Annotated in this window: 21 protein-coding genes; 5 read left to right on the plus strand and 16 right to left on the minus strand. The window is 41.0% G+C overall.

Annotated elements, in window-relative coordinates:
- From HMPREF0027_RS04125 to fdnG, 9 genes are all read right to left on the minus strand, one after another.
- Positions 1 to 516: a PTS sugar transporter subunit IIA gene (locus HMPREF0027_RS04125; RefSeq protein ID WP_005622476.1), complete on the minus strand. Its 516-nt coding sequence runs from the start codon at positions 514 to 516 to the stop codon at positions 1 to 3.
- 55 nt (positions 517 to 571) lie between these two features.
- A complete protein-coding gene (gene lptB / locus HMPREF0027_RS04130; RefSeq protein ID WP_005622478.1) occupies positions 572 to 1,297 on the minus strand; it encodes an LPS export ABC transporter ATP-binding protein in 726 nt (241 codons plus the stop codon).
- Between the two features lie 12 nt (positions 1,298 to 1,309).
- Complete coding sequence (lptA, locus tag HMPREF0027_RS04135; protein ID WP_005622479.1) at positions 1,310 to 1,810, minus strand: lipopolysaccharide transport periplasmic protein LptA; 501 nt, start codon at positions 1,808 to 1,810, stop codon at positions 1,310 to 1,312.
- The gene (gene lptC, locus HMPREF0027_RS04140) at positions 1,807 to 2,430 is read right to left on the minus strand and encodes an LPS export ABC transporter periplasmic protein LptC (protein ID WP_005622480.1); all 624 of its coding nucleotides are present in this window, start codon (positions 2,428 to 2,430) and stop codon (positions 1,807 to 1,809) included. The genes lptA and lptC overlap by 4 nt, the downstream gene beginning before the upstream one ends.
- Positions 2,431 to 2,592: 162 nt before the next feature.
- Positions 2,593 to 5,232, minus strand: coding sequence for a phosphoenolpyruvate carboxylase (gene ppc / locus HMPREF0027_RS04145; protein WP_005622481.1), 2,640 nt, complete (start codon positions 5,230 to 5,232; stop codon positions 2,593 to 2,595).
- A gap of 182 nt (positions 5,233 to 5,414) precedes the next feature.
- Positions 5,415 to 6,332 (minus strand): formate dehydrogenase accessory protein FdhE, encoded by a 918-nt coding sequence (gene fdhE / locus HMPREF0027_RS04150; RefSeq protein ID WP_005622482.1) that lies wholly within the window; start codon positions 6,330 to 6,332, stop codon positions 5,415 to 5,417.
- A 125-nt stretch (positions 6,333 to 6,457) separates the two neighbouring features.
- Complete coding sequence (locus tag HMPREF0027_RS04155) at positions 6,458 to 7,123, minus strand: formate dehydrogenase subunit gamma (RefSeq protein WP_044024273.1); 666 nt, start codon at positions 7,121 to 7,123, stop codon at positions 6,458 to 6,460.
- On the minus strand, positions 7,116 to 8,018 hold the full coding sequence (gene fdxH / locus HMPREF0027_RS04160; RefSeq protein ID WP_005622484.1) for a formate dehydrogenase subunit beta: 903 nt from the start codon (positions 8,016 to 8,018) through the stop codon (positions 7,116 to 7,118). Before fdxH ends, HMPREF0027_RS04155 begins: the two co-directional genes overlap by 8 nt.
- Positions 8,018 to 11,083: a formate dehydrogenase-N subunit alpha gene (gene fdnG, locus HMPREF0027_RS04165; RefSeq protein ID WP_147290491.1), complete on the minus strand. Its 3,066-nt coding sequence runs from the start codon at positions 11,081 to 11,083 to the stop codon at positions 8,018 to 8,020. Before fdnG ends, fdxH begins: the two co-directional genes overlap by 1 nt.
- Positions 11,084 to 11,497: 414 nt before the next feature.
- Here fdnG and fdhD point away from each other — a divergent pair, with 414 nt between their 5' ends.
- Together fdhD and HMPREF0027_RS04180 are read left to right on the plus strand one after the other, a co-directional pair.
- Positions 11,498 to 12,304: a formate dehydrogenase accessory sulfurtransferase FdhD gene (gene fdhD, locus HMPREF0027_RS04175; protein ID WP_005622488.1), complete on the plus strand. Its 807-nt coding sequence runs from the start codon at positions 11,498 to 11,500 to the stop codon at positions 12,302 to 12,304.
- 1 nt (position 12,305) lies between these two features.
- Positions 12,306 to 13,238, plus strand: coding sequence for an AEC family transporter (locus HMPREF0027_RS04180; protein WP_005622489.1), 933 nt, complete (start codon positions 12,306 to 12,308; stop codon positions 13,236 to 13,238).
- Between the two features lie 76 nt (positions 13,239 to 13,314).
- On the opposite strand, the gene HMPREF0027_RS04185 is transcribed toward HMPREF0027_RS04180, so the two are convergent.
- The 6 genes from HMPREF0027_RS04185 to proB form a co-directional block, all read right to left on the minus strand.
- On the minus strand, positions 13,315 to 14,736 hold the full coding sequence (locus HMPREF0027_RS04185) for a YdgA family protein (protein ID WP_005622490.1): 1,422 nt from the start codon (positions 14,734 to 14,736) through the stop codon (positions 13,315 to 13,317).
- Between the two features lie 50 nt (positions 14,737 to 14,786).
- Positions 14,787 to 16,916, minus strand: coding sequence for a 3-hydroxyacyl-CoA dehydrogenase NAD-binding domain-containing protein (locus tag HMPREF0027_RS04190; protein WP_044024275.1), 2,130 nt, complete (start codon positions 16,914 to 16,916; stop codon positions 14,787 to 14,789).
- Positions 16,917 to 16,926: 10 nt separating this feature from the next.
- The gene (locus HMPREF0027_RS04195) at positions 16,927 to 18,231 is read right to left on the minus strand and encodes an acetyl-CoA C-acyltransferase (RefSeq protein ID WP_005622492.1); all 1,305 of its coding nucleotides are present in this window, start codon (positions 18,229 to 18,231) and stop codon (positions 16,927 to 16,929) included.
- Positions 18,232 to 18,394: 163 nt separating this feature from the next.
- The gene (nth, locus tag HMPREF0027_RS04200; RefSeq protein ID WP_005622493.1) at positions 18,395 to 19,027 is read right to left on the minus strand and encodes an endonuclease III; all 633 of its coding nucleotides are present in this window, start codon (positions 19,025 to 19,027) and stop codon (positions 18,395 to 18,397) included.
- Complete coding sequence (locus HMPREF0027_RS04205) at positions 19,024 to 19,794, minus strand: TSUP family transporter (RefSeq protein ID WP_005622494.1); 771 nt, start codon at positions 19,792 to 19,794, stop codon at positions 19,024 to 19,026. The genes nth and HMPREF0027_RS04205 overlap by 4 nt, the downstream gene beginning before the upstream one ends.
- 63 nt (positions 19,795 to 19,857) lie before the next feature.
- A complete protein-coding gene (gene proB, locus HMPREF0027_RS04210; protein WP_044024276.1) occupies positions 19,858 to 20,949 on the minus strand; it encodes a glutamate 5-kinase in 1,092 nt (363 codons plus the stop codon).
- A gap of 124 nt (positions 20,950 to 21,073) precedes the next feature.
- Here proB and folA point away from each other — a divergent pair, with 124 nt between their 5' ends.
- Together folA and HMPREF0027_RS04220 are read left to right on the plus strand one after the other, a co-directional pair.
- Positions 21,074 to 21,568 (plus strand): type 3 dihydrofolate reductase, encoded by a 495-nt coding sequence (gene folA / locus HMPREF0027_RS04215; RefSeq protein ID WP_005622496.1) that lies wholly within the window; start codon positions 21,074 to 21,076, stop codon positions 21,566 to 21,568.
- Positions 21,569 to 21,687: 119 nt separating this feature from the next.
- Positions 21,688 to 21,909 (plus strand): YgjV family protein, encoded by a 222-nt coding sequence (locus tag HMPREF0027_RS04220; protein WP_005622497.1) that lies wholly within the window; start codon positions 21,688 to 21,690, stop codon positions 21,907 to 21,909.
- A 67-nt stretch (positions 21,910 to 21,976) separates the two neighbouring features.
- Here HMPREF0027_RS04220 and HMPREF0027_RS04225 read toward each other — a convergent pair whose 3' ends face one another.
- Complete coding sequence (locus tag HMPREF0027_RS04225) at positions 21,977 to 22,789, minus strand: 5'-nucleotidase, lipoprotein e(P4) family (RefSeq protein WP_005622499.1); 813 nt, start codon at positions 22,787 to 22,789, stop codon at positions 21,977 to 21,979.
- Between the two features lie 161 nt (positions 22,790 to 22,950).
- Here HMPREF0027_RS04225 and HMPREF0027_RS04230 point away from each other — a divergent pair, with 161 nt between their 5' ends.
- Complete coding sequence (locus HMPREF0027_RS04230) at positions 22,951 to 23,901, plus strand: bile acid:sodium symporter family protein (protein ID WP_005622500.1); 951 nt, start codon at positions 22,951 to 22,953, stop codon at positions 23,899 to 23,901.
- Positions 23,902 to 23,995 lie beyond the last annotated feature (94 nt).

Raw genomic sequence — 23,995 nt, forward strand, 5'->3', positions numbered from 1 at the left:
TTAATCTTGCTCAATAACCTGATTATCTGCGTATTCAAGTAGTTGCCAAATTTCTTCAGCACTTTCTGCGTTACGCAGTTGTTTTATTAATGTTTTATCACTGAGACGTTGTGCAATTTGTTGTAAACAACCTTTATATTGTTCACAACTTTCCTCAGGGAACATTACCGCATAAATTAAATCAACTTCTTTATTACCACTTGCTTCGTAATCAATCGGCGTTTCAAGCTGAACGAATACGGCAATCGGATTTTCTAAAGAAAGTGTTGATGAACTCGGTAATTTTGCGTGTGGTAAGGCTATTCCATGATTTAAACTTGTAGAACCAAGTTTTTCTCGTTTGAATAGGTTGCCAAAACATTCAATTGGACAAATCCCTTCATTTTCTTCGCAGCCACAACTTTTATTCAATGACTCTGCGATGATTTTACCGACTAATTCTAGCGCTCTTTTCTTACTTGAGATCAAAGCGCCTTGGCGAATATTTTCGATCGTGAGAAATTTTGTTAATTTCATATGTTTTACTCTGAAAAGATAGGGTAGTTATACACCACCCTATAAATCCATCAGATTAAAGTTTAAATTGGTCACCTAAGTAAACACGTTTTACATCAGGGTTATTTAATACTTCAGCCGGAGTACCGCTAGCAATCATTTGCCCGCTACCTACGATATAAGCACGCTCACAAACGTCTAACGTTTCACGCACATTATGGTCAGTGATTAATACGCCTAAACCACGTTCTTTTAAATTCACAATAATTTTTTTTATGTCAATCACAGAAATTGGATCCACACCAGCAAAAGGCTCATCTAATAAGATGAATTGCGGATTTGCTGCAAGCGCTCGTGCAATTTCAACACGACGACGCTCCCCGCCTGAGAGTGATTGACCTAAGCTGTCACGGATATGCGAAATATGAAATTCATTGATCAATTCTTCTGCCCTAGCTTTACGTTGCTGATTGTTCAAGTCTTTACGAACTTGGAGAACAGCCATAAGGTTGTCATATACGCTTAAGCGACGAAAGATCGAGGCTTCTTGCGGTAAATAACCGATACCTTGTTTTGCACGATCATGCATCGGAAGTACGCTAATATCTTCATCATCAATTCTTATTTTACCTTGATCATAGCGTACAAGACCTACGACCATATAGAAAGTGGTCGTCTTACCAGCCCCGTTCGGCCCTAACAGACCGACAATTTCTCCTGCTTTAACATTCAGGCTCACGTCTTTTACGACCTGGCGATTTTTATAGCTTTTTGCTAAATGTTCTGCATAAAGCGTTGGCATTGATATTACCTACTATTTTTTATTGTTTAGTTCGTTCGGAATAAGCACGGTTCTTACTCGTGATTTATTTCCACTATTTGCTTTTAACTGTTGTTTTTTTATATCATAAGTAATTTTACTTGCTTTGATAAAACTACCTTGTTGTTTTAATTCCGCATTACCGATTAATGTCAAAAATTCTGAATTGAGATTGTAATGCACACTGTTACCTTTACCGTTCACTGATTTACCGTTATCCAGTGTTTGTTGGAAAGTCACCGGCGAACCTGTTGCATCAAGCGTTTCTTTTTTACCTTCTTGACGTGTAATTGTTACTTTATGTGCAGTAACTTTAATTGAGCCTTGGGTAATAACGACATTATCGGTAAAAACAACCACATTGCTATTCATATCGAGAGACTGGCTACCCGAATCAATGTTGATTGGTTGATCTGTATCACCTTTTAGTGCATGTACTGAGATACTTACACCCAATAGAGTTGTAAGAACAACCGATTTCATGACAAGTTTCATTGTACGTCCTTAGGAGATTGCGTCTCTGATTTTTCTTTTTCGTTAGACTGTCTTATAACAGTTGGTTCAATATAAGTTTTTACGTTTTTAGTGAGTGTGGCAACTTGCTGTTTTAAATTGCCTTTTAAACCGACCCCGCTAGTTGTAAAACCTAATCCTACGGATTTTACCGCACTGTCGGTAAAAATATCTTGAGTGTTTAAATCAACGGTTAGTTTGTCAGTTTCAACTCGCTGTAAGCGAGAGGTGGGATCAAGCGCTTCAATTTTAACGTCACCTGATAAATTCAGCATTTTTTCTTTCGTAATTTCAGCGTGTTTTGCGCTTACCTTCCATTGCTTGAGTGCAGTCTGTGCATCAAATAAGTCAACAAAAGGGTTTAAAAATTCCGTTCTTTCGCTTGATTCATAACGTTTAATTTCATCGGCTTGAGCAAAATATTGTGGGTTGCCTTTTAGATCATAAACCGAAGTAGTCATTTTATTCCCAGTATAATCAGGATTACCTTCTTTCTTGATTAATTGATCTAAACCGTTTGTTTCTGGCGTTTGTTGGCTCATATACCAACCGCCTAAAGCGGCAGCAATAACAAGGAGAATGATGTTTAAGCGAATATTCATATAAATAAAAAATCGAGTAAAAACAATTCGAAATGATAACATAAATTTTAGAATGGATATAGCAAGTGAATGAAAAGAATTTTGCGAAGAATATGTAAAATCCATAGAAAAAAAGACCGCTTGTAGTAAACCAAGCGGTCTTTTTTAACTAATTTTTTGCGATTAGCCGGTGTTGCGCATACCTGCGGCAATACCTGTAATGGTGATCATCAACGCTTGCTCTAAAGCAGGGTCCGGTATATCACTTTGGCTACGTAAACGTTGTAATAACTCGACTTGTAATAAGTTGAGAGGGTCGGTATAAACGTTACGTAATGCGATGGATTCGGCAATCCAAGGTAAATCTGCCATCAATTGACCATCGTGTGCTAAGGTCAACACGGTTTGAATATCCGCCGATAATTGCGCACGAAGCTCTTTACCCAAGCGGTGTAATTCTTTTGCTACCAAACGTTGATCGTAATGTTCAGCAAGCCATAAATCCGCTTTTGAGAATACCATTTCTAACATACCGATACGGGTAGAGAAGAATGGCCACTCTTTGCACATTTCTTTGAGGGTTGCTTCATCGCCTTGTTCAATCATTTGGCGAAGCGCAGCACCCGCACCAAGCCAAGCCGGTAACATTAAACGGTTTTGCATCCAAGCGAAAATCCATGGAATTGCACGTAAGCTTTCTACACCACCATTCGGATTACGTTTTGCCGGACGAGAACCAAGCGGCAGTTTTGATAGTTCTTGTTCCGGTGTTGCACTGCGGAAATATGGGACAAAATCCGGCTCTCCACGAACAACGCCGCGATAAATTTCACATGAAATATCTGAACCTTTGTCCATAATATCTCGCCATGCTTGTTTTGGTTCCGGTGGCGGTAATAAGTTGGCCTCTAAAATCGCACTTGCATAGAGATTTAAGGTTTCTACTGCGACTGCAGGTAAACCGAGTTTGAAACGAATCATTTCGCCTTGTTCGGTTACACGTAAACCGGATTTTAATGAGCGAGGCGGTTGCGATAATAACGCTGCGTGTGCCGGCGCACCACCACGACCTACTGTGCCGCCACGACCGTGGAATAACACTAATTCGATATTATATTTTTCCGCTAAATTGACCAATGCTTCTTGTGAACGATATTGCGCCCAACTTGCCGCTAACATACCGGCATCTTTAGCCGAGTCTGAATAGCCGATCATTACCATTTGATAGTTGTTGAACACACCACGATACCAACCGATATTAAATAAATCGGTCATCATTTTTTCACTGTGATCTAAGTCATCCAGCGTTTCGAACAGCGGCGCAACCGGTACGGTATATTTACAACCGGCTTCTTTCAATAATAAATGTACCGCTAACACGTCAGAAGCTTCATGCGCCATAGAAATAACATAAGCGGAAATTGTGCCTTCAGGTTGTTGGGCAACCACTTTACAGGTATCTAAAATTTCTTGCGTTTCAGGGCTTGGTGTCCAGTTAGTCGGTACTAAAGGACGGCGAGAACTCAATTCACGTACTAAGAAAGCTTGTTTGTCGTCTTCAGTCCATTGCGCATAATCACCTAAACCGATATAACGAGTAATTTCGGAAATTGCCATTTCGTGACGGGTACTTTCTTGGCGGATATCAAGGCGAGATAAACCCAATCCAAAACAACGGATACGACGTAAGCAATCTAATAGGCCACCATTTGCAATAATGCGCATACCACAAGCCTGTAATGACTGATAGCAGTCATAGAGCGGCTCCCATAAATCGTTATCGTTAGTGATGATATCACTTGGAGCAACTGTGGTCGCTTTACCTTCAATTAATTCACCAAAGTAGGTTAAGGTTTTTTGTAATTTTGTACGCAACCCTTTTACTACAACACGATAAGGTTCGATATGATCACCGTATTTTGCACGGAATTCAGGCGTACACTGTACAATGGAAAGCTCTTCGGCTAAATCACTGATATCATTTAAAAATAATTCCGCTGCTTTCCAACGGTTCATGTGTAACACTTTGCGTGTCACTTCTGAAGTAACGAACGGGTTACCGTCACGGTCACCACCCATCCAAGAAGAGAAGCGTACCGGAGCAAGCGCTACGTCGTGCTGTACGCCAAAATGTTTTTCTAATTGGAAATTCAGTTCACGGCAGAAATCAGGTACGGCTTTCCATAAACTGTTTTCAATAATTGCCATACCCCATTTAGCTTCATCAACCGGAGTCGGGCGAGCAGCACGGATCTCGTTGGTATGCCAAGCAAGTGCAATCAGCTGCATTAAACGACGTTTAAGTTTAGTTTGTTCCGCATCGGTTAAATCATCGTGTTCTAATTGACCTAAACATTTATTGATCTCAACATGTTTATGCACTAATGAACGGCGGGTAACTTCGGTTGGGTGTGCGGTTAACACTAATTCAACCAATAATTTTTCAACGGCTTTGATGACGGTTTCAACCGGAGTGTTTTGCGCTTTTAAGCGAGCGAATAGCGCATCTAACGAACGGTTACCTAACGAGGCATCTTGATGGTGACGAGAAATGGTTTGATATTGTTCAGCAATATTGGTGAGGTTTAAGAATTGGCTAAATGCACGTGCAACAGGTAACACATTTTCTGTTGAGATATTCGCCAATTTATCTAGTAATTGTTCGCGTGCTTTTTCATCGCCAGCACGAGAATTTTTTGAAAGAACTCGAATACTTTCAATTAATTCTAAAATGTCATTACCTTGGGCTTCACGAATAGTTTCACCTAAAAAATCACCAAGCATATGGATGTTGTTACGCATAGTAGAGTATGGCTGATTCATAATTTTTTCCTATGTATTGCATAAATTCAACTAAGGGTAGATATACCTAAAAATAGTGAAAATAGCAATAAAGAATTAATTAATTTTGTGAAATAATGACAAAACTCAAATTAATCGAATACACATAGGTTAGAGTGGTAAAAAAACGGCCAAATTTGACCGCTTTTTTGCCAAAAGAATGGTTATTCCACTTGGAATAAGAAAGGATTCAAACCACTGCGATCTAGCCCTTTTTGCTCCATTTCCGCATCTAAAATCAGTGTGCCTAAATCATCGGCAACAGGTTCTACGTGTGGGTCTTTCTCTTGATAAAGCACTTTTAAATAGCTTTCACAATCACCGCAGCTTTCAGCTTTAACCGCTGCATCCACGCTATCAATGCTCCAATAATCCAATTTGCCGCTTTGGTCGCAGACAGAACATTGTGAGCGAGTCATATTCCATTCGCTTTCGCATAATGCGCAATGTAAATAACGCAGTCCTTGGGTGTCGCCAAAATGTACCACACTTGCCACCGGTGCAGAATCGCATACCGGGCAGGTATGACGTTCACCAACTTCGGTTCGGGTATTACGTGGTAATTGTTGTGCGAGTTGTGTCCAGTACAGGGATAAAGCTGCCCATAGGAACACCGCTTTATCTGCACCCACTGTTTCAAAACGTTCGTTAAGCAAATCATCGGCAAAGGCTTCCAGTTCAGAACTGGACGATTTTTCCAACAGCTCAATAGTAACCAACATCGTGTCGTTTGCATAAGGCTTAAACTTATCAATTAAAGCTAATAATAACTCACGCCATTCAGCGCTGCGTTGGAAGGTTTTGGCATTTAATGGCTTTTGTCCGTTTGAAGTTTGGACACAAGCGGTCAATTTTTCCGAATAATTTGCAATAGGACGACTTTCCAGTAAATCTAATTGCACCTCAGAAAGATTTGCTGCAAATTCTAAGTAATCGCCAAACGGATTATTTTCCGCTAGTTCTCTTAAACGCTTTGCTCGGCGGAAATAGAGATTCTTTGGATTAGCAAACAGTAGCGGCGGGGTTTGGAACGAGCTTGCCGCTTGTTTAATTTCGTTTTCAGGTAAAATTCGGATACTCATATTATTGTCTCTGGTTAAATCTTGCTAAATGCCCTTTAAAAAGAAACTTAGCAAGCATTTAAAAATCAAGTGTTCAAAAATAAAGTGCGGTAAGTTACCGCACTTTAAATCATTTTAGAAGCCAGTTATTCCTTCACTTGTTTTTCAATTTCAGGTAATACTTCTTCTTTAAACCATTTTGGGTGGTGTTTTTTCGCCCAGCGAACCGTTACCCAACCTTCAACCATACCGGTAATCGAGCCTTTAACCCAGAATGCCATATACATATGCACTAGGATACCAGTAAATAACGCAAATGCGCTAGCAGAGTGAAGTAGAATTGCGATACGTAACGTTTGAATCGAGAAATTCGAAGAGAAGTATTTTCTCCACATAATAATGCCCGTAATCAACAAGGTAAACATTGCTAAAATTAGAGTCCAGAACAGCATTTTCTGACCCAAATTGTATTTGCCGTTATAAGCAACTGCGTGTTCGTTACCTTTTAATACTTCGACAATCCCTTTTGCCCAGTGAATATCATTTTTTTCCGGAAGATTATGGTGCCAGTAGATCAGCGCCATAATGATAAATGCAATAAACATTACAATCCCGGTAAATGGATGCAATGCACGAGCAAGCTGCGGTGTACCAAGAATCTCATGTAACCATGCAAAATCAGGGAAGAAAAATGCAACCCCGGTAAACATAGTTAAGAAGAAAGCGATAACCAAAAACCAGTGGCTCACACGGGCAAGTGGTTTATGACGAACGATTTTAGTATCGTTCGTAATCTCTAATTTCTTATTCATGTTTATCTCCTTCCTCATGATGATCTTCCACATCTTCTTCAACGTTTGGACCAACCGTTACATAGTGTGCAACTTCAGCAAGTGCAAGACCGCCCATTGCGATAGCGGCAACCGGTTTTAAAACGTCTTTCCAAAGCGTAACAGTCGGATCAATGCTTGGATCTTTCGGTAAGCCAGAATATAATTCCGGTTTGTCAGCATGATGTAACACATACATTACATGTGTGCCGCCGACCCCTTCAGGGTTATACACACCGGCATTTTCGTAACCACGGCTTTTGAGTTCCGCAACACGTTGTTCGCCGTAGTGAAGCATTTCTTCTTTAGAACCGAAGCGAATTGCACCTGTCGGGCAAGTTTTTACACATGCCGGTTCTTGACCTACGTTAACACGATCGGCGCAAAGGGTACATTTGTACACGCGGTTATCTTTATCGTTCATACGAGGAATGTTGAACGGACAACCGGCGATACAGTAACCGCAACCGATACATTTGTCAGATTGGAAGTCCACGATCCCGTTTGCATATTGAATGATTGCGCCCGGTGCCGGACAAGCTTTTAAACAGCCCGGTTCAGAACAGTGCATACAACCATCTTTACGGATTAACCATTCCAAGCGGTCATTTTCTTCCACTTCATTGAACTTCATGACTGTCCATTGTTCGGCATTCAGATCAATCGGGTTATCGTAAACACCTACACATTCTTGTGGAGCGGTACGAAGGTCGTTCCATTCGGAACAACCTACTTGACACGCTTTACAACCGATACAGGTTGAGACATCGATCAATTTTGCCACTTCTACAACAGCGCCAGTACGAGCTTGCGGTGGCGGTGTAACGAATGATGTTGCGGAGACTTTAATAATGTTTTGTTCTTGAACGACCGACATTATGCTACCTCCGTGACTTTCTCAATATTAACCAAGAACGTTTTATATTCCGGGGTTTGTGTATTCGCATCGCCCACACGACCGGTTAAACTGTTCGCTAAATAACCTTTCTTACCGACGGTTGCAAAGCCACCGTGGATTGGAATACCTACGGTATGGATAGTTTTTCCGTCCGCTTGTACAGAACGCACACGTTTCGTTACTACAGCTTTTGCCTTAATAAAGCCACGTTTTGAGCTCACTTTGACCGTATCGCCATTCACAATGCCTTTTTCTTGTGCAAGCGCTTCGCCGATTTCCACAAACGGATCCGGTTGTGCAATCATATTTAACATAGATTGCTTCGTCCAGAAGTGGAAATGTTCCGTTAAACGATAAGTTGTACCGACATAAGGGAATTCATCCGCTGTGCCGAAACTTGCTTTATCGCTGTCTAAAATACGCACCACCGGGTTTTGTACCACATTCGGATGAAGCGGGTTCGTCCCGATTGGGCTTTCGATTGGTTCGTAATGTTCAGGGAACGGGCCATCAACCAATTTATCCAGTGCAAATAAGCGACTTACCCCTTCCGGCTGCATAATAAACGGAGTCACGTTGCTATTTGGTGGCGCAGAACCGAAGTCTGCCACGTCAATATAGTTCCAGTTTTTACCATTCCATTTTACAAGCTGGCGTTTCGGGTTCCACGGTTTACCGGATGGATCCGCACTCGCACGGTTATACACAATACGACGGTTTGCCGGCCATGCAAATGCCCAACCTAACGTATTACCTAAACCTGAAGGGTCAGAGTTATCACGGTTTGCCATTTGGTTACCTTTCGGCGTCCATTGACCGGTATAAATCCAGTTGCCTGAAGCGGTTGTACCGTCATTGCGCAGTTGTGCAAATGAAGAAAGCAATTCGCCTTTTTTCACCAAAATTTGACCGCTTGTTGGGTCAACGATGTCTTCTAATGCATAGCCGTTAATTTCTTTGGCTAGCTCGTCCGCTTTCGGTTCTGCCGGGTTGGCGTAATCCCAAGTCGTCGCTTCAATGGTATCAATCGATTTACCGCCTTCGTGATGATACATTTCTAACATCACTTCACGAATTTCCGCTAGAATATCTACGTCCGGTTTTGCTTCTTTTGGTGGTTCGGCCGCTTTCCAGTGCCATTGTAACCAGCGACCAGAGTTTGCGATCGAACCATCTTCTTCCGCAAAACAGATAGTTGGTAAGCGGAATACTTCCGTTTGAATATCTGCCGGATTGACATCATTCATCTCTCCATGGTTTTGCCAGAAGTTAGACGTATCCGTTTCTAACGGATCTAAAATGACTAAGAATTTCAGCTTGCTTAAGCCTTTACGGACTTTATTTGAATCCGGGTAAGACGCAATCGGGTTATAACCTTGACAGATATAACCGTTAACTTTTCCCTCTACCATCATATTGATGTATTGCATTGGGTCGAGTTTTTTCGGTAATTGTTTTGGTAAATTATGGAAACAGTATTCATTTTCTGCAGTTGCTTTATCGCCATAGAATGATTTGAGCAAGCTGACTAAGAATTTCGGTGTGTTTTGCCAATAGTTTACCTGACCTTCAACTGTCGTTTTCGGTGTAATACGCGCTAAGAATGCGTCTAATGACGTATCGTTTTCCGTCGGAAGCGGCATATACCCGGTCAACATTGACGGGAACAAGCCCATATCGGTAGAACCTTGAACGTTTGAGTGTCCGCGTAACGCATTTACCCCGCCACCGGCCATACCGATATTACCGAGCAGTAACTGAATCATTGCCATTGAGCGAATGTTTTGTGAACCGACCGAGTGTTGCGTCCAACCTAATGCGTATAAGAAGGTTGTTGTACGTTCCGGTGTTGAAGTTGAAGCAATGGTTTCTGCAAATTCTAAGAAGGCTTTTTGCTTCGTACCGCAGATACGTTCAACCATTTCCGGTGTATAACGTTCAACGTGTGCTTTTAATAAGTTAATGACACAACGAGGATCTTGGAATGTTAAATCACGTTTCGGCTGACCGTTTTCATCAAGCTGATAAGACCATGTCGATTTATCGTATTGACGAGTTTCCGCATCGTAGCCGGAGAATAAACCGTCTTCAAATTTGAAGCCTTCGTTTACTAAGAAACTTGCGTTGGTATAGTGTTTAACGTATTCGTGTTGAATTTTATCGTTTGCTAACAAGTAACGGATCACACCTAATAACATTGCAATATCGGTACCCGAACGAATCGGTGTATAGAAATCCGCAACAGATGCTGTACGGTTAAAGCGTGGGTCAACCACCATTAACTTCGCACTGTTTTGTTTTTTCGCTTCGATTGCCCAGCGGAAACCGACAGGGTGCGCTTCAGCGGCATTACCGCCCATTACGACCACTACGTCCGCATTTTTGATATCAACCCAGTGATTTGTCATGGCACCGCGACCAAATGTTGGAGCAAGACTTGCTACCGTTGGTCCGTGTCAGGTACTCGCTTGGTTGTCTAAATAGAGCATCCCGAGAGAACGTCCCCACTTATGTGTGAGGTAACAGGTTTCGTTACTTGCAGCAGAAGCGCATAACATACCTGTGGTGAGCCAACGGTTTACCGGTGTGCCAGCTTCGTTGGTTGCTTGGAAGTTTGCATCGCGGTCTTCTTTTAGAAGTTTTGCGATTTTATGAATAGCATCGTGCCAAGAAATTCTTTCCCATTTATTTGAACCCGGCGCACGATATTCCGGATATTGTAAACGATTAGGGCTATTTACATAGTCTAAAACCCCCGCACCTTTAGGGCATAGCGCCCCACGGCTTACCGGATGGTCTGGGTCACCTTCAACATGGAATAATTTACCACGTGAATTCATTGCACCGTCACCCATGCTGTACATCAGCATACCACAACCTACGGCGCAATAAGTGCAAGTTTGACGGGTTTCTTTGGCTCGCAAAAGTTTATATTCACGAGGGGCAGCCAACGCAGTTACCGGCGCAAAGCCTAGCATTGCTGCGGATGTGCCCGCCATACCACCTGCACAGATCTTAAAGAACTTACGTCTAGAGACCTGCATAATCACTCCTACTTAAAACGAAACATTAATAAGAATTAATGCGAATAATCTGAAAAGCTCTAATTGCATACTGCATTTAAAGTGAAAGCTATTATTGACCTTTATTTTTAATAAGCCATACCCAATCGTAAGTAAAACTAGCACTATTTGCAGTTAGTTGATATAGCTTAAATATTTAACGGAATACTAGCGGGATTTAAATGTCGTTGAACATTTTGAGTTTTACAAATTTTTAACAAAATAAATGTAAAATGCAAGCAAAAAGTAGGTTTTTGTTAAAGAAATGTTATTTGGTGCGAGTGATTTTTATTTTCTAACAGAAATATAGATAGGAAACTTTTATATTGTTGGGTAGGAAAAAATTGTAGAATAAAGGTAAAAAAATATTTGTGGGAATATTATTTGGAATAAATCATGGATATAACAATACAAAAACAAGCGGTGAAATTACAACAATTTTTTACCACTGAACTTCAAGAAAATCTTATTTGTGAAGTGCCGGTTGCATTAGTGTATAACGGGATTTCTCATGCGGTAATGATGACGAGTCCACAAGATTTGGAAGATTTTGCGTTAGGTTTTTCGTTGGCGGAAGGCATTTTAACCGATAAACAAGAATTATATGGCTTGGATGTGATTGAACAGTGCAACGGTATCGAAGTACAAATGGAAATCGCCACTCGCCAATTTGTGGCGCTGAAAGAAAAACGCCGTTCGATGACCGGCAGAACCGGCTGTGGAATCTGCGGGGTAGAGCAATTGGAGCAAGTCAGTCAAAGTTGCAAATTTTTACAAAAAAATGACCGCTTGCAAGCCGTAAATCCACAGGTATTCGATGATTGTTTGCAACAACTGGAACAAGCGCAACAATTAGTACAACAAACCGGCGCAAGCCATGCGGCGGCATTCTTTTCTCCGCAAGGGGAATTGCTAGCGATTCGAGAAGATGTTGGCAGACACGTAGCACTCGATAAACTCATTGGTTGGTATGCGAAAGCCGGTAAGCCGCTTGGTTTTGTGTTTGTGACCAGTCGAGCTAGTTTTGAAATGGTGCAGAAATGTTTGGCGGTCGGTATCGAAATGTTGTGTGCCATTTCTGCAACAACAGCATTAGCGGTTGAGATTGCGCAGGCACATGATTTCACTTTGAGTGCTTTTACCCGCAAAGGAAAAGCGACCGTATATTCCGGTGAGAAACGCTTGTTATTGGAGAAAGCCTAATATGGACATCGCTTTATTGTTAGCGGAGAAAATCACTCAGTTAACCATTATTGTGTTACTCGGTTATTTATTGGTGAAGCTGAAATTGCTGACTTCGGAACAAAGTTATCCTATTTCGGTTATCGGGTTGTATATTATTAGTCCGTCTATGCTGATTACCGCCTTTCAAATCGAATATTCGGACGCTATTTTACACGGCTTATATTTGTCTTTCGGTATGGCGATTTTGCTGAGCGGTCTGTTGATCTTGATTGGTAAAATATTAAAACCGATTTTTAAATTAAATAATTTGGAACACGCCACCGCCATTTATTCCAATTCAGGTAATTTGATTATTCCGTTGGTCGCTTCGTTATTTGGCAATGAATGGGTGATTTATGCCACCGGTTTTATGGTGGTACAAAATTTCTTGTTTTGGTCGCATTTACGCATGTTATTGTGCGGTAAGGGCGAAGTGTCTTTGAAAAAGATTGTGACTAATATCAACATTATTGCGATTGTGATTGGTATGCTGTTGTTCCTGTTACAAATTAAATTACCGAGTGTAATTTCCGGTACGTTAGCTTGGCTTGGCGATATGATTGGGCCGATGGCGATGTTAGTGGCTGGGATGTTAATTACGTCGATTCCGGTCAAAGAAATTATGGCTGATAAGCGTATTTATTTGGTTTCGTTTCTTCGCTTGATTTTTATCCCGCTGATTTTATTGGTGATTGTGAAAGCGTTCGACTTTGGCAGTTGGGTAGCAGAGAACGGTGCAACTATTGCGATGATTAGTTTCTTGGCAACCACTAGTCCTTCGGCGGCAACTGTTACCCAAATGGCGGTGGTATATAACCAAGACGCAAGAAAAGCTAGTGCAATTTATGGCGTAACCACCTTACTTTGTGTGTTTACCATGCCGCTGATTATTGCTCTATATCAGTGGCTTTAAGGTAAAAACAAGCGGTCTGTTTTAGTAAGAATTTTGCAAATTTTCTACCAAAACAGACCGCTTGTTTAATGAATGACTAGTGACCTAAGCCGCTCGCACCGAGCATAATTGCCCACAGTGCCAATTGTAGTTCGGATTCTGATACCTCTCTACCATTTAAGTTTACTTTGCCATTCTCAATTTTTAATGCCAGTTTAATATTCTCTGCGTCCACAGTAGCAATACCTGAATATTTTGCGCTATTGGTTAATTCTTGAATACGTAGTTTGGCATTTTCTTCCGGTGTACCGACATAATTTGCATCAGGCGCAATGGTTAACCATTGTTTTGTCATTTCTTCACTTGCTGCTAGATTTACATTTAGATCTAGCTGAGACGGCTTAAAGATTTTAAGCGTATCTTCGATAGATTTCGCTTGTGAGATTTGTGCAATATCGAATTTGTCCAAATCTAAATTAAGTGAGAAACTATTTTTACCTTTCGCATTTTTAATCGAAAGTTCGTTAATTTTTAATTTAGGTGCTTTAGTAATAAGGTCGGTTACAGCTGTTTGTAACTGATTTTGGATTTCAGGCGATGCGTTTTCCAATTTATCTGAAAGTAAAGTCAATTCATTAAATGATTTTGCGTCAAAATCCATCATCATATCGAGATGAATCTTCCCTAAATCAGCGGTTTTAGCTTCAGCTGCCCAATCTGCATTGAATGTAAGAGCTCCAGAACCAACCACACGCTCATTTTTAATTTCACTATGACCTTTAGAAGTCAGTTCGTTTAAATTGATGATCTCATTTTTTTCGTTAACAACAGAGAGCTTTTTAATGTTCGCTTGATAATCACCTAAACCTTTTAGCTCCGGATATTGTTTATCTTGTGTGTAATTTGCCGTGTAATGTAAGCCGGTTAATTCAAGTGCATCATTACTTTCACTATCGCCTTTTATTTTTAGTAACTCAATGTTCAAATGTTGTTTACCGAAACCGTTATAATCGCCCTCCAAATAGATTTTTGAGGTTTCAATCTTCTCCGATTTAAACGGATTAAGTGTAGCATTACCGGCTACATTACCGCTGTAATGAATATCCGTTGTCGCTGAAAGAACATCATTACCGGCAAAATAGCTTTTAAGCTGGTTGTCCACGGCAGAAATATGCGTTTCACCGCTTAATAACATTGGCACCAAATTGCCTTTCATTAAGCGATTTAACGGAATCGGTCCATGATAAACGGTGTCGTTTCCTTTAAGCACAAAGTTATTTTTATCTGTTTTAACATTGACGTTATATTGAACTTCTGAACTAAAAACGCCTTTTGTGAGTTTGACATCACTGATGTCGGCGTGAATGTCATAAGCTTTTAAGCCCTTTAAGCCAATATTTACTTGTTCAAGCAGTTCCGGATAACGTTGCGCAATTTGGTTACCGGTATACCACGCACCGCCACTAGTGATCGCAGCTAATGCAGCCACTACAGAAATCGCAAGGGTTGATTTTTTCATTAATTATTTCCTTTAGAGATTTGGGGATAAGTAAGGCTATTATCCCTTTTTTAAATAGATTCAGCTGGTTCAGCCTGTTGTATCAGCCATTCGCAAGGTTCAAAACGAGTACCGTATTGTTTAGCATGCTGACGTAATTGCTTAACGATTTCTTTAGCACCGATTTTGTCCATATAAGCGTAAATTCCACCTCTAAACTCAGGGAAACCAGCACCAAGTACGGAAGCCACATTACCTTCATCAATAGACTGAATAACATTATCTTGTAAACACCAAGCCGCTTCATTAATCATACGTAAAATACAACGGCGGGCAATTTGTTCGGATTCCAAATCATTACGAGCGATGGTTTCCATCACATGATAAATACTTTTATCCTCTTGTAAACGTTCGCCTTTAGAATCATACATATAAAAGCCGCGTTTATTCTTACAGCCTTTGCGTTCATTGCGAATCAGTAAATCGACACTTTCCGGCAAACTAAAACGTTTGCCCAATTCACGAACCAGAGCAGGGTTTGATTTGGCAATCACATCTAAACCCATTTCATCAATAACCGCTAATGGGCCTAAATGGAAACCGAATTCTTGCAAGGAACGGTCGATAAACTCAATGGATTCGCCATCGACTAAGCATTGAATCGCTTCTAATAAGAACGGCGTTAAAATGCGGTTAATAAAGAAGCCTTGTTTATCAACGACTAATAACGGCACTTTTCCTTGCTGAATCGCAAAGTGGATCGCCGTGGCAATCGTATGTTCACAAGTACCTTCATGCGGCACGATTTCAACCATTTTTTGCTTTGCCACCGGGCTAAAGTAGTGGAAGCCAATCACATTTTCCGGCCGCTTAGCAACCGAAGCAATATCTCGAATTGCGAAAGTTGACGTGTTGGTTGCAAAAATAGCATGTTCGTCATAATAGGCTTCGCTTTCTTGCAACATACGTTGTTTTAGCTTGAGATCTTCATACACGGCTTCGATAACAAAATCGGTCGATTTTGCTGCAACAAGACGCTCACCGCCGGTAATTAGGTTCATTCTCTGAATCATTTGCCCCGGCTTGAGCTGGTTTTTATCCACTTCATTGCGCATCAACTCGTAGCAGGTACGTAGTGCTTTACGGATCTCTGAAGGATGAATGTCTTTAATTCGTACCGGCACTTGCGCATTATTTGCAGTTAAATAAGCAATACCTGCGCCCATATACCCGGAACCAAGCACACTCACTTGTAATACATCTCTTACATCACTACGAATGCGATATTTATCTTTCATTGCCCGCTCGGTTTTTTTCAAATCAATCAAAACTTTTGAGGTTTCGGTATGAAATAACTCAGCGAATGCGTGTTGTTCTAGGTTTAACCCAGCCTTGAAATGCGGCTCTTTCAGCAATTCGATCAGACGAGCAACCGCAGGGTAGTTACCGAAGGTTTTTAGCCATACCAAATTTTCGGTGCGGTCGAGAAACTTATTACGAAATAGTGTGTTGCCTTCCAGTTGTTTACGCCATTTCTTGAATAAGGTAAGCGGTCGTTTATAGTCAACTTTTTGCACTTTGCTATTTAATAACATTTGATAAGCGGTATCAAAAAGTCTGGTTACCGGCACGAGCTTATCGACTAACATAAATTTTTTTGCTTGTTCGGCATTGATTTTATGCCCAAAGAGCAACAGTGGTGTGGCATTTTGTAAGCCGATTAAACGAGGTAAACGTTGCGTACCGCCGGCAAACGGTAATAAGCCGGAACGTACTTGCGGCATCGCAAATTGTGTGTGATGTTCATCTGTTGCTAAACGATAATCACACGACAATGCTAATTCTAAGCCTAAGCCGAAACAATTGCCGTCAATTGCGGCGATCACCGGCATTTTTAACGTATTAATTTCTCGCATAACTGCTTGCGCTTCTTGTGAAAATATTCTTAGTTGTTCCGCCGTTTTCTCTTTTAGAATGCTCGGCTTGAAGCCTTGAATAAAATTGTGGGCACGAGCAGAGATAAAAATCACACCTCTAGCTTGCTGATAGATGACACTACCGATGACGCTGCGTAGTTTGCTGACAAAGTTTTCCGGTAACCAGTTAGCATCATTATCTAAAGTTTGAATACGAATAATCGCAATACGGTTATCATCAATTTCTACTTGAAACACCGGTGTTGGTTCTTGTTGTTCAATCATCGTATTTCCCTTATTCACTTTCTAAAACCATTGCGGCACCTAAGCCACCTAAACCACAGGAAGCGACTAACGCTAAGCCGCCGCCTTGGCGTTTTAAGGCGTAAAGCGATTGAATAATTGTGCGTAAACTGGTTACTGCACGAGGGTTACCAAACGCAATGGAACCGCCTAAATGATTGAGCTTATCCAGCTCAATTTTGCCCAAACAAGCGGTTCGATTTAAGTATTTTTTTGCAAATTCGTTCGATTCAAAAAATTGAATATTGGCGAGCATTTGGCTTGCCGAAGATTCATGAATATCAATAAAGCTCATATCTTGTAATTGCAGTTCCGCACGGTCGAGCGCTTGAGCGCTGGCAATGGTTGCACCGGCGAACATATCTTGCCAAATATCATTACCAGTAATGGCATAACTGCGGATATAACCAAGTGGAGTCAGCCCTAAATTTTTCGCTTTGCTTTCATTCATCAGTAAAACTGCCGCAGCGCCATCGACCGGTTGTGGCATATTCGCTTCGGTAACGGTGGCATAGTCTTTATTTACCAAAGGTGAGAAACGTTGGTAATGACGAGAACGGGTTGCAGCGGAAACTAAGGTGTCCGAGACTACAAAATCTTTATAAGGATGCGGAAAAGAAGGCATGACTTCTTCTTTTAATAAACCGATTTTCCACGCATCTGCCGCTTTTTGGTTGGAAAGACGGGCATATCCGTCCTGATCTTCTCGGCTGATTTTATAGTCTTGCGCCATTTGCTCTGAAACTTCCGCAACGGACATTTGGGTGGTGAAATCTTTTAAATTTACGCTGTGAGGTTTGAAATCGCGCCACGAGAACTGACGGAAACGGCGATATTTTTCGTCTAACGTTTCTGCGGCAAAAGTCGATTTAAAGTTATAAATAACTCGAGGGCTAATGCTTAACGGCGCATTAGAAATCGAATCGGCACCACCGGCAATACCCGCAGAAATTGATCCACTGACAATACTGCCAGCAACATTGGCGATCGCTTGTAAACCTGATAAGCAAGAACTACTGATACTGTAAGATTGTAAGTGCGGCATATTGAGCGCAATCGCAATTTCACGTGCCGGATTTGGAATATCCGGTTGTTGGATCACTTGACCAAATACTAATTGCTCGATTTCTTTTCGCTCAATCGCCGTACGGCTGAGTAATTCATTGGTTACCATTGTGCCAAGACTGGTTGCATACGCATCTTTGAAACCGGTATCTTTACGAGCAAACGGTGTTCGGAGTCCTGATACAATCGCAACACGCTCACCTTTCACGGTCAGTCGATTCTGATTCGGCATTGTTTGTCCTTATCGGGAGGGGATGTTGAGTTGCAAAAGGTGGCATTGTAGCACCGTTAGGCAGAAAAGAAATATAGATTAAGAAAGATAGGAGCAGCGGTCGAGTTTACATAAATATTTGCAAAAAAATACAAATTCGACCGCTTGTATGTGAAGGGGGAACTTATTCCGTTTTGTCTTTGTATTCGCACAAATCTTCGATAATGCAAGAACCGCAACGAGGTTTGCGTGCAATACAGGTATAACGTCCGTGTAGAATCAACCAGTGATGTACATCTACCTTGAATTCAGCAGGGACGACTTTGAGTAATTTTTCTTCGACTTTGATCACGTCTTTACCCAGCGCAAAACCGGTACGATTGGATACACGGAAAATATGCGTATCCACCGCAATGGCCGGGTGTCCGAAGGCGGTATTCAGTACCACATTTGCGGTTTTTCGACCAACGCCCGCCAATGCTTCAAGCGCTTCACGATTTTCCGGTACTTCACCGTGATGTTTTTCGATTAAATCACGGCAAGTTTTAATAATGTTTTCCGCTTTGCTATTAAAAAGCCCGATGGTTTTAATATATTCTTTTAGCCCATCAACACCTAAATCCAAAATGGCTTGCGGTGTGTTTGCCACCGGAAACAGTTTATCAGTGGCTTTATTCACACCTTTATCGGTTGCTTGCGCAGAAAGAATGACAGCAATCAGTAATTCAAACGGATTGCTGTAATTAAGTTCGGTAGTTGGGTGTGGGTTTTCGTTACGTAAACGGGTTAAAATTTCAATTCGTTTTGCTTGATTCATAGAAAGTTTAATAAGCCTTGATCATAGAGCATTTTTGCTACCATTATAAATGACATGGTGACTAACATTGGACGCACTAATTTTTTGCCTTTGGTCACCACCATTCTCGCCCCGAGTGTGCCGCCGATAAATTGCCCGACCATCATGATAAGACCGATTTTCCATAATACGGCACCGCCTAGAATAAAGAAAATCAATGAGGCAAAATTAGAGGTAAAATTTAACACTTTGGCGTGAGCCACCGCTTTTGGTAAATTAAAGCCAAGTAACAAAATAAATGCAAGAGTGAAAAACGAACCGGTTGCCGGCCCAAACATTCCGTCATAAAAACCAACACCGGCAGCTGCCGTAAAGGCAAATAACGGTAGGCTGATACGTTGTTTTCGATCTTCGTCACCGATACTTGGGCTAAATAAAAAATAAATACCGATAATCAATACCAAGAACGGTAACAACGCTTGTAGTGCGTTCACATCAATGGTTTGCACGAAGATTGTACCGCAAGCGGCACCAATAAAAGTCAATAAGATCAATAGGAAAATCTGTTTGACATCGACTGCTTTTTTGCGCACGAAATAGATAGAAGCGGAAAATGACCCACCGCAGGCTTGCAACTTATTGGTACCTAATGCCATGGCAGGGGGGACACCGACAGCTAATAATGCCGGAATCGTCAGTAATCCGCCACCGCCGGCGATTGCGTCAATAAAGCCGGCTATCATTGCTACGCTAAATAAGATTGCAAAAACATCTCGTCCTAATTCCATTTTCTCTCCCTTATGCAAGCGGTTAAATTTGCAAAATTTTTAGCAAATTTGACCGCTTGTTTGTTAATAAATCACCATTTCATCTATATGTACGGCAACTGAGCCGAATTCATAGCCTAACAATGATTCGATTTCTGCTGATTTCTTGCCTTTAATGCGTTCTAACGCTTCGCTACTGTAACGTGCTAAGCCGAGCGCAAGAGCTTTGCCTTCTTGATTAAAGATTTTAACCACTTCGCCACGACTAAAGACACCTTTTATATCTGAAACACCGACAGGCAAGAGTGATTTATGCTGCAATAATGCGGCTTCCGCACCTTTATCAACTGTTAATGCCCCCACCTGCGGGGCAGCGAATAACCATTGTTTTCTGCCTTCTAAGCAGTCGGATTGTACTAAAAATTTGCTACCGATCGCCACATCATTGGCTAAATCAACCAACACGTTTTCACGAGAGCCTGAAGCAATAATCGTCTCTACACCTGAACGAGTAGCAATATCTGCCGCAGTAATTTTTGTGCTCATGCCACCAGTACCGAGTCCGGTTGAACTTCCGCCGGCAATTTGACGAATTTCCGGCGTAATCCTTTCAACGACAGAAAGAAGCGACGCATTCGGATCTTTACGAGGGTCTGCGCTAAAAAGCCCCTCTTGGTCGGTTAATAAATAGAGTTGGTCGGCGTGTGCAAGGATCGCAACTAAAGCAGATAAGTTATCGTTATCGCCCACTTTAAATTCTTCGGTTGCCACCGTGTCATTTTCATTGATCACCGGAATGATTTTTTGTTCTAACAGCGCATTTAGCGTATCTCGAGCATTTAGGAAACGTTCACGATCGTCAATATCGGCACGTGTTAATAAAATTTGCCCGATATGAATACCATAAATATCGAATAAATTTTCCCAAGTCCGAATCAGTTGGCTTTGTCCAACCGCCGCTAACATTTGTTTATAAGCAAGCGTTTTGGGAAGTTCAGGATGACCGAGATAATCACGTCCAGCCGCCGCAGCACCGGATGTCACAACAATCACACGATGATGCTGATGCAGTTGAGCAATTTGTTTAACTAACTCTAACATATAAGGGCGGCTTAAACTTTTACCGCCATGGGTGAGGGTACTTGTCCCAAATTTGATAACAATAGTCTTGCTCATAAGCTGTATTTTGGTAGGTTGTGTAAACAAAAAAAGAATTATATGAAAAGTAGCACTTTTGTTTGCTAAAATTACTATTAATTTCAACTTAAATCAAACTAAAAGGCATAAGGGCGGAAAAACGATGGAAATTAGTTTAATTGTAGCACGTACAAAAAATCACGTGATTGGTAAGGATAATCAAATGCCGTGGCATTTACCGGTTGATTTGGCATGGTTTCGTCAAAATACAGTGGGCAAGCCAGTGATTATGGGGCGCAAAACTTACGAATCTATCGGTCGCTTACTACCTAAACGTCCTAATATTATTTTATCTCGTTCCGGCTTTTCAGTAGAAGGCGCTTATGCGGCGACTAATTTTGAACAAGCGGTCGAATTAGCCAAAACTTTTGCAAATGTGGAAGAAATTATGGTGATTGGTGGCGGCGAGCTTTTTAAACAAACTATTCCTGTTGCAAACAAACTCTATTTAACCGAAATACAGGCGGAGATTGAAGGCGATACGTTTTTTGAATTCGATGAAGAAAATTGGCAATTAAAAGCGGAAACATGGTCTGAAATTGATGAGCAAAACCCTTATCAATGCCGTTTTATGTTACTGGAACGTAGTGGCTGCTGATTTTATCGTCAATCAAAACATAAAAATGTGAACGCAATCCTTTGCTTTTTTTAAAGTTAAACACAAACAAAATAAGACTGATTAAAATAATACACAGTAATTAATTTTAGGAGGTTCTTATGGATTATGTAGAGTTATTCGGCTACTTTGCGATGTTTTTAGTAGGCGTATCTTTTTTATTAAAAGATGTGATTAAGTTGCGTTTTGTGAATGCGGTAGGGTGTGCTTGCTTCACCATTTACGGATTAATGATAGGTTCTTTACCTGTTGCAGGTTTAAACTTTTTTGTGACCTGCACCAATCTCTATTTTTTCATTAAACATATGCGTGAAAGAGCATAATGACTTAAATAAGTCACAATAAAAGACCGCTTATCAGAAGCTTTGATAAGCGGTCTCTTTTTATCAATTATTTACCATCCCAGGCTTTAATGGCGTTGTGACGGATGTCTAAACGGCTTTTCGCATCGCCTTTGTAATAGTTTTTATCTAGACCACCTTCCCAGTCACCGTAGTTCGGGTTTGGTAATACGATAAATTGTTTACCAAATTTTTCTTTGTTTGCGCTGACAAAGTCACGACGCTCCGCATTTGATTTTTTGTAGGTTGCATCACCAAAGTCATTTAAGTTATCGCCTAGGTAAAGCACGATTTCATAACCTTGTTTTTCAATTTGTTCGAAACGAGGCGTTTTGTTTGATTTGTCTTTTTTGAGGAATAATGTTTGCTCGCTTACACCGGTGAAACCTAATTCTTTCATATCATCGATAGTTGCTGCTTTTTCGCTGCTGTCTTTACGGTTTGATACGTAGAACATTGTACCTTTGTGGCTGTTTACATAATTATTAAATTCAACAGCACCGGCAATCGCTTGAGTTTGGCGTGCATTTACCCAGCGTGTCCAGCTTTCGCCGTCAAATGATTTATGATTTTTTACTTGCCAACCTGCGTAAGGGCTGTTGTCCACCATGGTTTCGTCAAGGTCAACAACAACCGCTTTTTTCTTACCTTTCGTTACTTTTGCATTATCAAACGCAATTTTTGCCATATTGAAAGCTTGGTGAGCTAATGCTTGATATTCACCGGATTGTTGCATCCAGTTAATCCCTAACGCTGCTTGTTCTTGCAAAATCATTTCATCGTGCTTTTGTGCATGGTGATGACAGCCGGTTAATGCAAACATTGATGCTACCGTAATAGCAATTAATTTAACTAATTTCATTATGTTCTCCTTTCGTGTTTGTGTCTTTCGCAACTTTGGCAATGACAGCCAAAGCGCCCAAAGGATACAAATAAACCTGATTTTTGTCTATTCACTTTTGTAAAAAAGTACGTTAGCCTGTTACTCTTTTAATCTAAATCAATAACAATTAAGGACACAACATGAATGCACTTTTGAAAATAACACAATTTGTCAGTAAAACTTTTGCCGTCTGGGTCGTGTTTTTTGCTTTTATTGCAGCACAATTTCCTGATACGTTTAAACAGTTTGTCCCTTGGATTCCTTATTTATTAGGGATTGTGATGTTAGGCATGGGCTTAACGCTTACCTTTAAAGATTTCGCGGAAGTCACTAAAAATCCCAAGGCTGCGATTTTAGGTGTAATTGCCCAATTTGTCGTGATGCCTAGCATCGCATTTGCTTTAGCTAAAGCATTTCAACTTCCACCGGATTTAGCCATCGGTGTGATTTTGGTCGGCTCTTGCCCTGGTGGCACTTCATCAAATGTGATGACGTATTTAGCAAAAGGTAATACCGCATTGTCTGTTGCTTGTACCACGGTTTCGACATTATTAGCGCCATTACTTACCCCAGCGGTATTTTATATTTTTGCCAGCGAATGGCTAGAAATTGATGCTGGTGCGATGTTTGTTTCGGTATTAAAAATGGTGCTTTTACCAATTTTTATCGGTGTGATGATCCGTTCTATCTTTAAGCAAAAAATTGAGCAGTTTAGCCAAACTATGCCGTTAATTTCAGTATTAGCGATTGTATTGATTGTGACCGCTGTTGTTTCAGTAAGTAAAGATCGCATTATTGAATCAGGGCTATTGATTTTCTTAGTAGTGGCGGTGCATAACGGGTTAGGCTATTTGACTGGTTACTTAATCGGACGTGTATTTAAATTACCTATTGCCGATAGTAAAGCGATTGCGATTGAGGTTGGGATGCAAAATTCAGGCTTGGGCGCAGCGCTCGCCGCATTGCATTTTAAAGCCAATCCATTGATTGCCGTACCAAGTGCCGTATTTAGCTTTTGGCATAATATTTCTGGACCGATCTTGGCGATGATTTTTGCTGCAATCAAAAATCAGCCGGATAGCAAGGGATAGGCTAGCGTTTGAGAGAATGGAAAGCGGTCGGAATTTGTAAAAAGATGCATTTGATCTGCCCCCAAAAAGTTAGACTGTTTAATTTAAGGACCGA

Source organism: Actinobacillus ureae ATCC 25976, from assembly GCF_000188255.1.
Taxonomy (GTDB): domain Bacteria; phylum Pseudomonadota; class Gammaproteobacteria; order Enterobacterales; family Pasteurellaceae; genus Actinobacillus; species Actinobacillus ureae.

Excerpts from the sequence above, each read along its gene's own strand:
- HMPREF0027_RS04125 (WP_005622476.1), bottom strand. The coding sequence starts at position 516 with ATGAAATTAACAAAATTTCTCACGATCGAAAATATTCGCCAAGGCGCT.
- lptB (WP_005622478.1), bottom strand. The coding sequence starts at position 1,297 with ATGCCAACGCTTTATGCAGAACATTTAGCAAAAAGCTATAAAAATCGC.
- lptA (WP_005622479.1), bottom strand. The coding sequence starts at position 1,810 with ATGAAACTTGTCATGAAATCGGTTGTTCTTACAACTCTATTGGGTGTA.
- lptC (WP_005622480.1), bottom strand. The coding sequence starts at position 2,430 with ATGAATATTCGCTTAAACATCATTCTCCTTGTTATTGCTGCCGCTTTA.
- ppc (WP_005622481.1), bottom strand. The coding sequence starts at position 5,232 with ATGAATCAGCCATACTCTACTATGCGTAACAACATCCATATGCTTGGT.
- fdhE (WP_005622482.1), bottom strand. The coding sequence starts at position 6,332 with ATGAGTATCCGAATTTTACCTGAAAACGAAATTAAACAAGCGGCAAGC.
- HMPREF0027_RS04155 (WP_044024273.1), bottom strand. The coding sequence starts at position 7,123 with ATGAATAAGAAATTAGAGATTACGAACGATACTAAAATCGTTCGTCAT.
- fdxH (WP_005622484.1), bottom strand. The coding sequence starts at position 8,018 with ATGTCGGTCGTTCAAGAACAAAACATTATTAAAGTCTCCGCAACATCA.
- fdhD (WP_005622488.1), top strand. The coding sequence starts at position 11,498 with ATGGATATAACAATACAAAAACAAGCGGTGAAATTACAACAATTTTTT.
- HMPREF0027_RS04180 (WP_005622489.1), top strand. The coding sequence starts at position 12,306 with ATGGACATCGCTTTATTGTTAGCGGAGAAAATCACTCAGTTAACCATT.
- HMPREF0027_RS04185 (WP_005622490.1), bottom strand. The coding sequence starts at position 14,736 with ATGAAAAAATCAACCCTTGCGATTTCTGTAGTGGCTGCATTAGCTGCG.
- HMPREF0027_RS04190 (WP_044024275.1), bottom strand. The coding sequence starts at position 16,916 with ATGATTGAACAACAAGAACCAACACCGGTGTTTCAAGTAGAAATTGAT.
- HMPREF0027_RS04195 (WP_005622492.1), bottom strand. The coding sequence starts at position 18,231 with ATGCCGAATCAGAATCGACTGACCGTGAAAGGTGAGCGTGTTGCGATT.
- nth (WP_005622493.1), bottom strand. The coding sequence starts at position 19,027 with ATGAATCAAGCAAAACGAATTGAAATTTTAACCCGTTTACGTAACGAA.
- HMPREF0027_RS04205 (WP_005622494.1), bottom strand. The coding sequence starts at position 19,794 with ATGGAATTAGGACGAGATGTTTTTGCAATCTTATTTAGCGTAGCAATG.
- proB (WP_044024276.1), bottom strand. The coding sequence starts at position 20,949 with ATGAGCAAGACTATTGTTATCAAATTTGGGACAAGTACCCTCACCCAT.
- folA (WP_005622496.1), top strand. The coding sequence starts at position 21,074 with ATGGAAATTAGTTTAATTGTAGCACGTACAAAAAATCACGTGATTGGT.
- HMPREF0027_RS04220 (WP_005622497.1), top strand. The coding sequence starts at position 21,688 with ATGGATTATGTAGAGTTATTCGGCTACTTTGCGATGTTTTTAGTAGGC.
- HMPREF0027_RS04225 (WP_005622499.1), bottom strand. The coding sequence starts at position 22,789 with ATGAAATTAGTTAAATTAATTGCTATTACGGTAGCATCAATGTTTGCA.
- HMPREF0027_RS04230 (WP_005622500.1), top strand. The coding sequence starts at position 22,951 with ATGAATGCACTTTTGAAAATAACACAATTTGTCAGTAAAACTTTTGCC.